We start from the raw sequence: 10,919 nt of genomic DNA on the forward strand, positions 1-10,919 counted from the left end.
TCAATAGTGTGTGATAGTGGGGTTTGGTGTGGTCTTGGTGGACACTTTGTGGACATTGAAATGCCATTTAAAAAGCACTAAGCTTGTGCCGTTCCTGCTCTGCTTTTGCATCAGGCTTTCAAGACTTCCGCACCTGGCAGCCGCCCATGTAGGGCGTGTAAAAAAAAAGGGCTTAGTTTAGCCCCTTTTCTAATTTCTCTTTTGCTAGTTTTAGGTGTTGCCGTTTGTACCATACGTTGGCCGCGAATGTTGCGGCGGCAACCACTAGGCCACCATAGGCCGCTACATCGTTCGCTGTCATACTTCCCATCCATGCCGTAAAAGCGCCGCCGTATGTGGTCGGGCTTAGTATCTTTTCCATTAGTCGCACTCAATCTCAAACACTGTACAAATGCTACTGTAAGCAATTGATGAAGCGGGTGTGCCTAACCATGCTGGAACACCAATAGCCCCAGATAGACCAAGCAAGATAACCATAATCGGCTTTTTCTGATTTGCCCAAATGGACTTTAGTTTTTCCTTCATGCTAACGCCTTCTTAATTGAGTCCTTGATATACCAACTCGCAAAAGGGTTTGAACCAATTTCAAATTTGATAATGGCAGAAACCAGTTTGTATAGGTTGGCTTGTACGTCTATGGGTTGGTCAGGCGCTACGCCTACCGCCGCCGCTACGTGGTTTATATATGCGCTGGTTGGGTTTTCGTGGCTGGGAGCATAGCGGTTAATCAAGCCTTGTACGGTGTTTATGCCGTGTAGCTTTTGATAGTTCACTAGCAATTTAGCCCCTGCACGAATGCCGTATGAATACGTTTTGAACGTCTCAAAAGTAGGGTCTTCGCCTTCTGTTTTTCCGTCCCATTGAATGTTGGTTTTCACTACGTTCATGGGGTTCTTGTTGCGCATTCCGCGCACGTCATCGACTGCAAGCATTTTGCTCCCCCGATAGATGATGTAAACGAGCCCTAGACCAGCTAGGGCTAGGGCTGGTTTGTTCATTAGGCCGGCTCTGCCACTGGCTCAATGTCTGGCACTTCTACTTCCACATCAAAGCGAAGTGTTAACGCGCCGATGATGTCAGTAGGGGTAGTGGTGCCGCGTTCGTAAGTGCGGACTAGGACGCCGTTTTCATTGGCTTCTGTTTCCAGTGAAAATGATGGTTCGCCGTTATCGTCTTTCTTGATCGTGGTGCGCCAGCCTTCGGAGGCTAGACCGCTCACGCCGCTGATTTGGTACACGCCAAGCTCTAGACGTTCGGTTGTCATCTGTGGCTGTGTGCTGTTTTTATTTACGCCATCTGGTAGCAAGTTCAGCGCCGCTGTGGTTTGGATAATTGCCATGTTTTATGTTCCTTTTGTGATTGTTTCAGGAGTCTAAGCGCGGCGCTTAGACCGTTTTAATGAAGCCGTCAGCATCAACAATAGCCGTCTCGCCAATGACAGGGATTTCGCTCCACTCGCTCCAGCCGCCATTATTTGAATGGGCTGTAAATCGAGCACCGCCATCACTAAGGAAGTCGATTACTGTTCGGTTTTCGCCGTTGATTTCAGAACGGTAAACAACGAGTGAGCCATACAAATTAGCCAAGCCCCAACGAAGCTCAGGAGGTCGGTTAGGGTTAGGGGTCTGTGATCCATTCTGGATTTTGTAAATGCCCGGCTCACGAATCACAAAAAAATCTTCTGTCGTGAGTGTTGGGCGAACCTTCATAAAAGTGTGGAGGTTGTTAATATCCGCGAATTGACTAACGTCTGAGTTCAGCTTGGAAATCGTGGTATTAATCGCTTCGATTTGACTATCCAGTAACGCCAAGTCATTTAAGGTTGATTGAGAACCTACTTTCATTTGATTACCTCAGTAATAAAAATTTGATCATCTGCGGAGACTGCTTGGGCAGTGACCGCGCCTGTGTATTTAGTTAATTCCACATACTGACCAGCGCGAAGCGGGATACCCGCCACAGTCACCGTGTCTGTGTTGTCTTCCGATGCCATGATGGTCACATCACGGCGGTTTGTGTTCGCTGGGATGATGTAAGTCTCCCCAGCCGTAAAAGTCTTTTGAAACGTTGCGAGGCTTGTCGCTGGCGTCTCAATAGTTTTAAGCGTTTCCGTGATCTGGCGAATGTCTACGGTGTTGGCAATGTTGGCCGTGACCGTATTCATTACATTGGCCTTTAACGTCTCTGTGATCGTGCGAATGTCTACGGTGTTGGCAATGTTCGCCGTGACCGTGTTCATTACATCGGCCTTCAACGTCTCGGTGATCGTGCGAATGTCCACCGTCCCCGCAATGCTGGCGGTGATCTGGTTAGTGATCTCCGTCTTTAAGGTTTCGGTGATCTGGCGAATATCCACGGTGTTCGCAATGTTGGCCGTGACTGCTTCAACGATTCGTTGCACTTCGTTCACTTCCACAGGGTCAATAATCCCTTGAATGCGAACAGTTGAACCTTCGGCCAGCGAACGGAATTCCCCTTCCACTACGAGCAATTCAGCCGTGACAGGGCTTTCACCCTTGTTCTGTACTGTGAATTGGTCGAAGGCTGGAAAAGTGATCTGTGAACCACTCGGGATTTCCGCCCGTTTGTTGCTGGCCATCAATAACAGTGGTTCGCTTCCGCTGATGTACACAACGGTTTCACCACGCCCTGATAGGGTCACTTCTTCCAATGGTTGCAGAGTGACAAACATTACTTACCCCCTTTGATCAGTAGTAACCCCAGTACCACGGCCACGCTTACGCCGCCAATGGTGTACACAGTCTTAAGTGACTGGCTTGCCACGTCCGAAGCGCCGCCCGTTGACACAGATTTAGCGAGTTCTTTCATTGCCAAGTTGTTAGCCGCCGCATTCGCCGTGTTTTGCTGTACCAGCGATTCCGCAAAACCGAAGCCCGTTTGCAGTGCTTCGTTGTTGGACTCAATGGCCGTGGTGCCAAATTCAAAGCTTTTATCTAGCGCTTTGCTGTTGGCTTCTAGCGCGCTTTCACCAAAGCCAAAACCCTGATTAAGCGCGTCTTTTGCCAGCTCACCGTTTGCATTAATTGCCAGCTTGGAAACTTCAGTGTTGCCGTTGATAACTTCACCGCCGATCTCTAACGCATTTTCAGCAAAGCCCAGCGCCTCAGACCCAAGAGCAAAGGCACCATCAACCGCGCCGTAATCGGTGGTTGTCACCGTGTTGCCGTCACCCGCGACCACCGTTTCAGCGCTTTCCATACCTTGCAGTGAATAGTTGGTGACGTTGTTAACGGTTTTGTTTGAGCTTTTAGAACTACCGCCCATCACTCACCCCCTAGCGCGACTTTGTAGACACGTTCGATTTCATCACCACCAAAGCCATAGGCTGAGTAAAGACGGTGAGTGGCCTCGTTTGCGTGATAGCGAATGCTGTCAAAGCCCAGACGACTGGCGTTATCAATCAAGAATTGCCCCGCGTCTTTCATGCCATGACCCGCCACGCAAACGATCACAAACTCTCTACCGCTTGGTGTTTCTTCGCCGCGTGTCACCACCAACAAATCGGTGTTGTCCGATTCGAGCTTGTACAAATGGGCAATGCCGTCTTGCACTTGGTTACGAATGGTTTTGAAGTCGTCACCGCAGGCTGTAAGCAGTTTTTCAGGCACTTTAAGAGGCCAATTAATGCGCTGTACCTTCATCGTTTGCCCCCTTTGAACATGAACCAAAGTGCGACCACCACAACACCACCAATCAATAACGGGCTCACGCCTTTTGACTTGGAGTAGTTACCAAAGGCAAAGCCGCCTAGTGCGTTGGTGCCGCCTGTGTTAGTTGCCGTTGCGCTTAAGTCTGGATTGATGTCACCACCACCCGAACTGATGCCAGGAATAGAAGACATTTAACCTCCCAACTTTTTCGTTAAGAAAAACGACACAACGGCCAACATGACGGACTTGATTAAAAAGGGAATGAACCGCATTAGATCACCCCCATTTTTACGTGAAGAACGAACCAAGCCAGCGCCGCAATCAGCAACCACTTAACCCAGCCGAACGAATCACCCGCCCACCAGCCAGCACCGAAGCCGACCACACCCGATAAAAGAGGCGCTAAGAAAACCAATGGCATCATTTACCCCCTTTCATCATCATGGCGAAGACTGCCAACACGACCACCAGCACACCGCCACCGATCAACCAAGGCGAATAGGGCGGTAAAGCCGAAGCAGTGACAACAACGGTCTCCCCTGTGGCATTACTTGCCGTTTCCACTTTGGGAAGGGCTGAGCCTTCCGCGAGCTTTTCCGCTTGGGCTTGCTGTTGGTAAGACTTAGGCGCGCCCTCGCTGTCTTCGGTGTCATTCCACCACTCAGAAACGGCTTGTTCCTTTTCATCGACATAAGCGGTTACGCTGTCCCAAATACCCATAGCCGCCCCCTTAAGCCGTTGCTGATAGCGGTGCGACTTGTTGAATGGACTCAACCAAAACGGGAATAGGTTTCGCTTCGTTCACTTCCACACGGAAAACAAACTCAGAGCTGTAACCTGTGTTCAGCACGTCCGCTTGCTCAAAGCCGTACATGGTCGGATCAAAGGTAAACACGCCCTCTTGAGGGAAACGCCCGATTCGTTTTTGCTGGAAGCGCTGTAGCGAATCCTTTGCATCAAACAGAATGAGGTTGTCGCGCTCCACTTTCAGACGATTGATCCCCGCCTTGAAGTAAGCACGGCGAATAGACGTAGCCGCGTTCGCTGGAAAAGTCGTAAAGTCGTTCCAGCCTGCCGCGTTCGCTGGCATAACGTGAGTACGAATACGAGGCACCCAAACACGGCGAGCCTGTGCAGGGGTTTGGAAGGCGTAAGCGTCCAGAGTCAAAGCACCGGAACCTGCACCGATTTCCACTTCTAAGGTGATGTTCTCACCCGCCAAAGTGACCAAACCGCCGAAGTTCGCACCGTTCTGGTTTTTCGCTGTTGGGTTGGTAAATGGAATGACAAATGTACCTTCATCAACGAAGTGACCTTTGTAGTCTTCCATCATGACCAAATCGTCACCGCTCACTTGAATGATGGTGTCGCCGTTTAGCACAACGGACACTTGGCGGATTTGAGCCGCCTTCAAAGAGGTAACAAGGTGGATTTCGTTGTATGTCGGACCCACTGGCAAAGACATAGACGCCTTAGAGTTAAAGCCCACACCGTTGAAACTGTTTAGGGGTTTCACTACCTGTAACATATTGCCCCCTTAACCGATTGCGTCTTCGACAGCATCGACATTGTTTGACGCCCAGACAACCGCCGCCGCTACTGCTAGCGCGACCATTACCATAGGCATGTATTTTTTAACGTCTTTCATATTGTTGAATGTTCCTGTTCGTGATTAATGTTTGTTGAACAGGACGAAACATACAAAACCGCTCTAGGCTTCCGTCAAGGCACAAAAAAGCCCCGATACCTAAAGGTATATCGGGGCTTCTTATCCTTATTTTTTGCACAAATTAGCGTAACTTTCTTAGCTTCCCTGAGCCGTATTCACCTATATCGTGGTCATTGGTTTTAACCAAATAGTGGTATCTTGGTAGTGCCTTAATTGCATCAACTGGAAAATCCAGCTCTTTGGATAGGTAAACCGCATCATTAAGGCGTTGCTGACGGCCTACCCATTTATTAGGGCAGTTACCCACGATTGTTTTTGGCACCTCTTGTCCACGCTGAAAAATACAAATCGCTTCCAAGCCAAATTTACGGCCACCCGTCAAAATCTCACCAAATGCCCCAGTAGCTTTACCGCTGGTTGTCACACACTTCGCTAACTCTTCCATCACCACCTTAAGCGGCTTCTTGTGTAGGCCGTCCCCAGCGCCCCAGATAATTTTAGAGAATGCCTCTAGGTTTTTAGGGTTGGCACCATCGCTAGGGCTATAAGCAATTTTAAATCCCCGTGATTGCTTAGCGGCACGGGCAGAAAATAAAGCTCGAGCGAATTTAGAAAGCGAGGTATAGCGGCGCACCTCACGACCGCATAAGTCCTCGTAATCTAAATACGGGTCGAATATGGCGACCTGATCGGTAGCCTTTACCATGCCCAACTGCTTAACCGCCGTAGTCTTCCCCGAACCAGACGACCCCACCACCAACCAGTGGTTTTCAGACAGCTTGTTGTTTTGGTTTCTAGGCTTAAGCATTACGCGGCCACCTGATCACGCTGGCTGTTTTGCGTGTCCTGTTTGGCCTTGGCTTCGGCGGCATCTTTGGCCTTTAGCTCGCGGCTGGTGTCCATGCCCTCAGATACCAGTTTACCTACGGCCATGGCCGCTTTAATTTCGGCATCGTATGCGCCCATCCATTCAGGAAGCAAAGCGCCGTATTTGATCAATGCCGGGCTTAGGTTCTCAATGGCATACGCCTTGGTTTCGGTGGTGAATTCAAACTCAGGGTGAATGAAGCGCTTAAGCGCAAATTCAATCGTCCCTAAGCCCATGACCGCCGTCATTTGTGCGGTTTGTTCATCCATTTCGGCTTGTTGCTCCGCCGCTTTTTCTTCGGCCTTGGCTTGCTCAGGGTCGAAGTCTTCCGCCTGCTCTTCGGCTTCCAGAGCCTTTAGGTATTCCGCTTGCTCGGTGGGTAGTTCGCCAGTGTGTTCTAGTTCCAATTGTTCTTCGTCTTTCATGCTGTGTGTTCCTTATGTTTACTTGGTTTACGAGTGGCAAAAACTGCCGTGAGTAGTGCCGCGGCTAATGCCAACGCCCCCAGCAAGGCAGGGGGAGCCGTTGGGATAGCTTTAGGCTTATCCGTAGGTATCGGGTTAGGCTTGTTTTCGGTATCCTCTGAAACGCTGGAAGCCGCTTGTTTACTTGATATAGCGGCTTTTTCTTCTTCGGTTACTGGGCGAGTTACTTTTTCATTCAGCTTCACTACGAAGCCAATGTCATCAACAGTAACCTTTAGGTTGTCTGCTAGGTATTTTTGACGCGCCGCGCCGTTGCCTTGGTTGGTGCCGCAAGCAGGGCAAACCGTATAAAGACTTGAGCGTTTACCGCTTGCCTTGCGTACTTCCGCGATCTCTTTGCAGTGGCGTTCACTGCACTGAATAAAGCCGATTGTTTCAGCCATGAGCTAAAGCCCTCCGTGCTAGTTCTGTGATTACTTGATCATTCAACTCAGCGGACTTTGTAAGCGCTTCAAAAACGCCGCCTAGCCCCTTAGGGTTCATCATCAAGCTCATAGGGTTTACCCCATTCATGGTTTTTATGGATTCGACTAATTCCCATTGGGCTTTCGTTCGCTCTTCCATTAATTCCCTTAGTTGTTCGTTTTTCATTTTTGAATGTTCCTTTAGTGGTTTTCATGTTCCCGCCGGTCGCAACGACCAGCCAATTCAACGAGCCACCGGGCTAAATCTGGTGGTGTATGCTCGCGCTCTGCTTTGGTGATTTCAGGACGCCACCCCAAATCGCCTTTGTGTAATCTGGTTCCATCACTTCGCCGCCCAGGAGAACCGCAAATATATTGCGCCTCGCCCAGGAGCATCGGCAGTTCAGGAATATCTTTCGGTTCGCATCCAACTATGTATAAAAGGGTCGCTTTTTCAGCTTTATGCCCCCACCAAGATTGAAAAATGGGTAACGTCCATCCCCCGAATTGATCCCTTACGCCTGGAAGGGGTAGCCCCGCCGCCGGCCAAAGAGTTGATTTCTTCGGGTGCTCCAAAACACCGCCATTTCTACGGACTGCATCAACGGCAAAGTAAGCTAATTCCTTTTCGCCTGGATACGGGTTTGCAAGTTTGCGTAACTGCCCCCATGCCCTGCATGGTGGGTGAGCAATCACAGGGGAATTACCATCAAATTTTGTTGCATCCCTTTCCTTGTCCCACACATCACACCCATTAATTGTTTTGTAAAAGCTGTCAGACCTGGCAAATAACACCGCTACTGCCATAAATAACCCTCCCGCCGGTCGAAGAGTTGGGCGGCTTCGCCCCCCGTACAGTTATTGACACGAGTCCAAGGGACGACTTCGTCGTCCTCTAAAACCTGAGCCCCGACCTTTTGCACTGTCCACTCATACAAACGAGTGACGGCAACCTCTAAACCGCGGGCAACGCCCATGATTGAGGTGACCATTTCACCGAATTGGTTTTCTTCGGGTTCTGAGTAGTGAGGTTTTAAGGTCTGATTGCGGCCAGCGAATACGCCGCCCATTAATTTAGTGAACGCCATCCAGTCCCCACGGTTTGCAGCGTGGTAAATGTCAGTACATAGAGCAGGGGCGTTTTCAACTGAGAAGCGGCGAAGCTCACGCCATACCGTGACCGATACCCCGCCGAAAAATTGAAACTGTCTGATACCGTGACGGCGTGACCAGGCGGTGATACGTTCCGCCGCCTCAGTGCCGCTTTTACCTGTTTCTAGGTCGGTGTCGATGTGTTTACCGTCAATGTTCTTAGAAATGTATTTAGCCACGTAGCCCGAAGCCGTCCCTTTTGCTGGGTCGATACGGACAACTTTCACACGTTGTTTCTTAGCGCCTAGCTCGTTCCCGTCTTCCATCAAGCCGTAAAGCGTGAAGGCATCAATCACCGCTTTGGTGTGTTGCTTATCGCAAAACAGCATCATGTGCCAATGTGGGCAACCATCATGGTTAGGCTCTACCGTGCGGATACCATAGACAGGTAAGCCGTTGCGTTTTAGAAAGGCGCGGATTCTTGCCCATGTATCACATAGGTATTTTTGACCGTCTCGAACCGTTGGGCGGTTTGCTCGGTCGAACTTCTTGTTTCGTTTTCCGTTGATCTTTACGGCGTGGTACTTAGACGGGCAAGTTAATGTAATGAACAGGCCGTCATGGTTTAGCTCTGTGGCCAACTCTTCCGTACCACGAATACGAGTCATCAACTCATTACGGCGGTTCACTGGATTTGAAACGCCACGATCGGACAATTCAGCCAAAGTAAAAGATTGGTTGTATTGATTCACCGCTTCCCAGCTTTCTAGGAATGAGCGGTTAGATTGTTGTTGCTTACGAAACTTGTTTAGCGACCAACTAGAAACATAAGGTGAGCCCTGTTTGCATACTTGGCCACACTCACGAAGCACATTCTCAACAATACGAAATTGTTTCTTAGCGTTACGAATCCACCACTCTGGCAAGATCATACGAGCGGCCATAGCCGCGACTTTGTCGCCGTCTTCCCAATCGGTAAACGTAACGCCAGCAACTAAGAGGCTTTCGGCCATGTATCGGCGCGCATAGGCCGCACCGCTTTCCATCGCCTCGCGGGTTAAATCCACCTCAAAGCGGCGGCTTTTTTCTTCTGCCCATTTCGCCAGCTCTTCACCGTTTAGATCGGTTATAAGTCGGTCAATGTAACGTAGACGTTGAACGACACCGCGCAACCACTCAAGGGCGGCATTTTGCCCCATTTGTTCCGCCAGTCTGTCAGCTTCTTTCTCTACTGCGGGGCGCATAATCGAAACACGGTTAAGCAACTGCAGTCGTTCAATAACGCTACGTAGCCACGTATTAGCGGCAACATACCCCTCAGACTGGTCTAACTCGTCAAGACGCTGGCGCAATTCGGCGGCGTCTTCACGGCTTACATCAGATAAGAGTTCATTACGCCATTCAATACAGTGCAGAGTAGGGTTAAACACGCTCCACCCCCTTAACACGTTGAACAGCATTAACAGCTGATTGATAGATGCCGCAACCGTCAGACATTCCTGCGAAATGTTGAAGCAACTGGAGTTTTTCAGCCAAGGCAATAGCAGTGCTGTTACACGTCCACGACTGGGTAAGGTATGAACCTAAAACATCGTTCATCACGCCTTCATCTAGCAACAAGAAGCGATTTAAACGACCCTCGATAGCAGCGGTCACCATGTTGTTCAGCATTTCCAATTCCCAGCGGGTTAACGGTGCGTTTAGCTGTGCACCGATTTCGCCTAGTTCATAATGGTGTTGGGTAAGTGAGCTGGTTTTAAATGACGGCTGTCTTTGAATTTTGCTAATGGTTTGCTCAGGGTCCCAAACGGTAATAAACGTCCAACCCGCCACTTCACCACGGTCAATTTCGTGGCATACGTACATTTTTCGCCAGTGGTTACCGATCAACCGCGCAACGTTGATTTCAGACGCTGAAAAACTGAATAAAAGGCAATTCACTTTGTCTAGGGCGTTGGGTCTTGGCTGGTTTGACATTGATTACTTCTCTCTTGGGTTGCATGGCGTGGTAACTGGTAGCGATTTTTTTAAGGACTGGATCAGGCGGAAAAAGCAACATCCACGCTAGGAGCTGCTTTCGTTGTTCCTCTAATGGGGTCATGCTTCCTCCTTGCTGACGTGGCGATAAGCAAGCAACGCAACGGCACTAAACACCGCGCCCCAACCAAACCCAATGACAAAGAATTCCATTTTTAAGCCACCTCTTTAGATAACCCTGTGAACTCAAAACCGAATACAACGTGGTTTTCTTGTTGAGCCCAGCTAGTTAGGTAAGTGATTTCCACCAGACAAGAGCGGCCTGTGTAGCCATCGCCCAAATGATCAAACTCTTGCAAACAGACCAATTGACCAACAGCAAAGCCGCGATCATCTTCACGGATTTCAAAGCACTTACGGCCATCAATGACAGCGCGGTAAAACTCAGGCCAAATTTTTAGTTGGTGGTAAGGAGGTTTAATCATGTGAATCCCTCCTTAGTAAGGCTGTGCTTCGGCGGTTTTCTTCATTTCCGCCAAAACGTTGACGAAAATCGTGCCGCCTTCAATTGGCTGATAACGAGCAATCGTGCCTTCGTTCAGGCGTAGGCGAACGGCTTCTTTCGATAGTCCCGTGTGTTCAGCCCATTGCGCTTGCGTCATATAAGGAGCGGTAACTACCAACGGCATACCGCCAATAATTGCCGCGTTATGTGGTTTAGTGTCTTTTGCTGGTCTTGCCATTGGTCTAAAC

General features: G+C 49.6%; 21 protein-coding genes. All 21 read right to left on the reverse strand.

Features of this window, described 5'->3' with window-relative positions; translation table 11 throughout:
- Positions 1-172: 172 nt before the first annotated feature.
- Positions 173-361 (reverse strand): HP1 family phage holin, encoded by a 189-nt coding sequence (locus ACFQ45_RS17470; protein WP_115468640.1) that lies wholly within the window; start codon positions 359-361, stop codon positions 173-175.
- Positions 361-525, reverse strand: coding sequence for a hypothetical protein (locus ACFQ45_RS17475; RefSeq protein WP_377370049.1), 165 nt, complete (start codon positions 523-525; stop codon positions 361-363). Before ACFQ45_RS17475 ends, ACFQ45_RS17470 begins: the two co-directional genes overlap by 1 nt.
- Positions 522-998, reverse strand: a complete 477-nt coding sequence (locus ACFQ45_RS17480; protein ID WP_377370051.1) for a structural protein P5 — start codon at positions 996-998, stop codon at positions 522-524. Before ACFQ45_RS17480 ends, ACFQ45_RS17475 begins: the two co-directional genes overlap by 4 nt.
- On the reverse strand, positions 998-1,339 hold the full coding sequence (locus ACFQ45_RS17485) for a phage tail fiber protein (protein ID WP_377370053.1): 342 nt from the start codon (positions 1,337-1,339) through the stop codon (positions 998-1,000). Before ACFQ45_RS17485 ends, ACFQ45_RS17480 begins: the two co-directional genes overlap by 1 nt.
- 46 nt (positions 1,340-1,385) lie before the next feature.
- Positions 1,386-1,844, reverse strand: a complete 459-nt coding sequence (locus tag ACFQ45_RS17490) for a pyocin knob domain-containing protein (protein ID WP_377370055.1) — start codon at positions 1,842-1,844, stop codon at positions 1,386-1,388.
- Complete coding sequence (locus tag ACFQ45_RS17495; RefSeq protein WP_377370057.1) at positions 1,841-2,692, reverse strand: hypothetical protein; 852 nt, start codon at positions 2,690-2,692, stop codon at positions 1,841-1,843. Before ACFQ45_RS17495 ends, ACFQ45_RS17490 begins: the two co-directional genes overlap by 4 nt.
- Complete coding sequence (locus ACFQ45_RS17500; RefSeq protein WP_377370058.1) at positions 2,692-3,285, reverse strand: hypothetical protein; 594 nt, start codon at positions 3,283-3,285, stop codon at positions 2,692-2,694. The genes ACFQ45_RS17495 and ACFQ45_RS17500 overlap by 1 nt, the downstream gene beginning before the upstream one ends.
- On the reverse strand, positions 3,285-3,662 hold the full coding sequence (locus ACFQ45_RS17505) for a hypothetical protein (RefSeq protein ID WP_377370060.1): 378 nt from the start codon (positions 3,660-3,662) through the stop codon (positions 3,285-3,287). The genes ACFQ45_RS17500 and ACFQ45_RS17505 overlap by 1 nt, the downstream gene beginning before the upstream one ends.
- On the reverse strand, positions 3,659-3,862 hold the full coding sequence (locus tag ACFQ45_RS17510; RefSeq protein WP_377370062.1) for a hypothetical protein: 204 nt from the start codon (positions 3,860-3,862) through the stop codon (positions 3,659-3,661). Before ACFQ45_RS17510 ends, ACFQ45_RS17505 begins: the two co-directional genes overlap by 4 nt.
- Before the next feature lie 80 nt (positions 3,863-3,942).
- Positions 3,943-4,095, reverse strand: a complete 153-nt coding sequence (locus ACFQ45_RS17515; protein WP_377370064.1) for a hypothetical protein — start codon at positions 4,093-4,095, stop codon at positions 3,943-3,945.
- Complete coding sequence (locus tag ACFQ45_RS17520; RefSeq protein ID WP_377370066.1) at positions 4,092-4,391, reverse strand: hypothetical protein; 300 nt, start codon at positions 4,389-4,391, stop codon at positions 4,092-4,094. The genes ACFQ45_RS17515 and ACFQ45_RS17520 overlap by 4 nt, the downstream gene beginning before the upstream one ends.
- Before the next feature lie 10 nt (positions 4,392-4,401).
- On the reverse strand, positions 4,402-5,199 hold the full coding sequence (locus tag ACFQ45_RS17525) for a major capsid protein P2 (protein ID WP_377370068.1): 798 nt from the start codon (positions 5,197-5,199) through the stop codon (positions 4,402-4,404).
- A 262-nt stretch (positions 5,200-5,461) separates the two neighbouring features.
- Positions 5,462-6,148: a hypothetical protein gene (locus ACFQ45_RS17530; protein ID WP_377370069.1), complete on the reverse strand. Its 687-nt coding sequence runs from the start codon at positions 6,146-6,148 to the stop codon at positions 5,462-5,464.
- Positions 6,148-6,633, reverse strand: coding sequence for a hypothetical protein (locus ACFQ45_RS17535; protein WP_377370071.1), 486 nt, complete (start codon positions 6,631-6,633; stop codon positions 6,148-6,150). The genes ACFQ45_RS17530 and ACFQ45_RS17535 overlap by 1 nt, the downstream gene beginning before the upstream one ends.
- Positions 6,630-7,076: a hypothetical protein gene (locus tag ACFQ45_RS17540; protein ID WP_377370073.1), complete on the reverse strand. Its 447-nt coding sequence runs from the start codon at positions 7,074-7,076 to the stop codon at positions 6,630-6,632. Before ACFQ45_RS17540 ends, ACFQ45_RS17535 begins: the two co-directional genes overlap by 4 nt.
- Positions 7,069-7,284, reverse strand: coding sequence for a hypothetical protein (locus ACFQ45_RS17545; RefSeq protein ID WP_377370074.1), 216 nt, complete (start codon positions 7,282-7,284; stop codon positions 7,069-7,071). Before ACFQ45_RS17545 ends, ACFQ45_RS17540 begins: the two co-directional genes overlap by 8 nt.
- 14 nt (positions 7,285-7,298) lie before the next feature.
- The gene (locus ACFQ45_RS17550) at positions 7,299-7,904 is read right to left on the reverse strand and encodes a hypothetical protein (protein ID WP_377370076.1); all 606 of its coding nucleotides are present in this window, start codon (positions 7,902-7,904) and stop codon (positions 7,299-7,301) included.
- On the reverse strand, positions 7,895-9,619 hold the full coding sequence (locus ACFQ45_RS17555) for a replication endonuclease (protein ID WP_377370078.1): 1,725 nt from the start codon (positions 9,617-9,619) through the stop codon (positions 7,895-7,897). The genes ACFQ45_RS17550 and ACFQ45_RS17555 overlap by 10 nt, the downstream gene beginning before the upstream one ends.
- Complete coding sequence (locus ACFQ45_RS17560; RefSeq protein ID WP_377370080.1) at positions 9,612-10,166, reverse strand: hypothetical protein; 555 nt, start codon at positions 10,164-10,166, stop codon at positions 9,612-9,614. The genes ACFQ45_RS17555 and ACFQ45_RS17560 overlap by 8 nt, the downstream gene beginning before the upstream one ends.
- 215 nt (positions 10,167-10,381) lie before the next feature.
- Positions 10,382-10,651 carry a DUF3850 domain-containing protein gene (locus ACFQ45_RS17565; RefSeq protein ID WP_377370082.1) on the reverse strand — a complete coding sequence of 90 codons (270 nt, stop codon included), beginning with the start codon at positions 10,649-10,651 and terminating at the stop codon, positions 10,382-10,384.
- A gap of 12 nt (positions 10,652-10,663) precedes the next feature.
- The coding region (locus tag ACFQ45_RS17570) for a hypothetical protein (RefSeq protein ID WP_377370084.1) at positions 10,664-10,919 on the reverse strand (256 nt) is incomplete at its 5' end.

This window comes from Rhodanobacter aciditrophus (assembly GCF_042679525.1).
Taxonomy (GTDB): domain Bacteria; phylum Pseudomonadota; class Gammaproteobacteria; order Pseudomonadales; family Marinomonadaceae; genus Marinomonas; species Marinomonas aciditrophus.

What these genes read in the sequence shown, in the direction of transcription:
- ACFQ45_RS17515 (WP_377370064.1), bottom strand. Translation starts at nt 4,095, where the DNA reads ATGATGCCATTGGTTTTCTTAGCGCCTCTTTTATCGGGTGTGGTCGGC.
- ACFQ45_RS17480 (WP_377370051.1), bottom strand. Translation starts at nt 998, where the DNA reads ATGAACAAACCAGCCCTAGCCCTAGCTGGTCTAGGGCTCGTTTACATC.
- ACFQ45_RS17530 (WP_377370069.1), bottom strand. Translation starts at nt 6,148, where the DNA reads ATGCTTAAGCCTAGAAACCAAAACAACAAGCTGTCTGAAAACCACTGG.
- ACFQ45_RS17490 (WP_377370055.1), bottom strand. Translation starts at nt 1,844, where the DNA reads ATGAAAGTAGGTTCTCAATCAACCTTAAATGACTTGGCGTTACTGGAT.
- ACFQ45_RS17520 (WP_377370066.1), bottom strand. Translation starts at nt 4,391, where the DNA reads ATGGGTATTTGGGACAGCGTAACCGCTTATGTCGATGAAAAGGAACAA.
- ACFQ45_RS17565 (WP_377370082.1), bottom strand. Translation starts at nt 10,651, where the DNA reads ATGATTAAACCTCCTTACCACCAACTAAAAATTTGGCCTGAGTTTTAC.
- ACFQ45_RS17470 (WP_115468640.1), bottom strand. Translation starts at nt 361, where the DNA reads ATGGAAAAGATACTAAGCCCGACCACATACGGCGGCGCTTTTACGGCA.
- ACFQ45_RS17535 (WP_377370071.1), bottom strand. Translation starts at nt 6,633, where the DNA reads ATGAAAGACGAAGAACAATTGGAACTAGAACACACTGGCGAACTACCC.
- ACFQ45_RS17510 (WP_377370062.1), bottom strand. Translation starts at nt 3,862, where the DNA reads ATGTCTTCTATTCCTGGCATCAGTTCGGGTGGTGGTGACATCAATCCA.
- ACFQ45_RS17500 (WP_377370058.1), bottom strand. Translation starts at nt 3,285, where the DNA reads ATGGGCGGTAGTTCTAAAAGCTCAAACAAAACCGTTAACAACGTCACC.
- ACFQ45_RS17560 (WP_377370080.1), bottom strand. Translation starts at nt 10,166, where the DNA reads ATGTCAAACCAGCCAAGACCCAACGCCCTAGACAAAGTGAATTGCCTT.
- ACFQ45_RS17485 (WP_377370053.1), bottom strand. Translation starts at nt 1,339, where the DNA reads ATGGCAATTATCCAAACCACAGCGGCGCTGAACTTGCTACCAGATGGC.
- ACFQ45_RS17475 (WP_377370049.1), bottom strand. Translation starts at nt 525, where the DNA reads ATGAAGGAAAAACTAAAGTCCATTTGGGCAAATCAGAAAAAGCCGATT.
- ACFQ45_RS17525 (WP_377370068.1), bottom strand. Translation starts at nt 5,199, where the DNA reads ATGTTACAGGTAGTGAAACCCCTAAACAGTTTCAACGGTGTGGGCTTT.
- ACFQ45_RS17495 (WP_377370057.1), bottom strand. Translation starts at nt 2,692, where the DNA reads ATGTTTGTCACTCTGCAACCATTGGAAGAAGTGACCCTATCAGGGCGT.
- ACFQ45_RS17540 (WP_377370073.1), bottom strand. Translation starts at nt 7,076, where the DNA reads ATGGCTGAAACAATCGGCTTTATTCAGTGCAGTGAACGCCACTGCAAA.
- ACFQ45_RS17550 (WP_377370076.1), bottom strand. Translation starts at nt 7,904, where the DNA reads ATGGCAGTAGCGGTGTTATTTGCCAGGTCTGACAGCTTTTACAAAACA.
- ACFQ45_RS17505 (WP_377370060.1), bottom strand. Translation starts at nt 3,662, where the DNA reads ATGAAGGTACAGCGCATTAATTGGCCTCTTAAAGTGCCTGAAAAACTG.
- ACFQ45_RS17545 (WP_377370074.1), bottom strand. Translation starts at nt 7,284, where the DNA reads ATGAAAAACGAACAACTAAGGGAATTAATGGAAGAGCGAACGAAAGCC.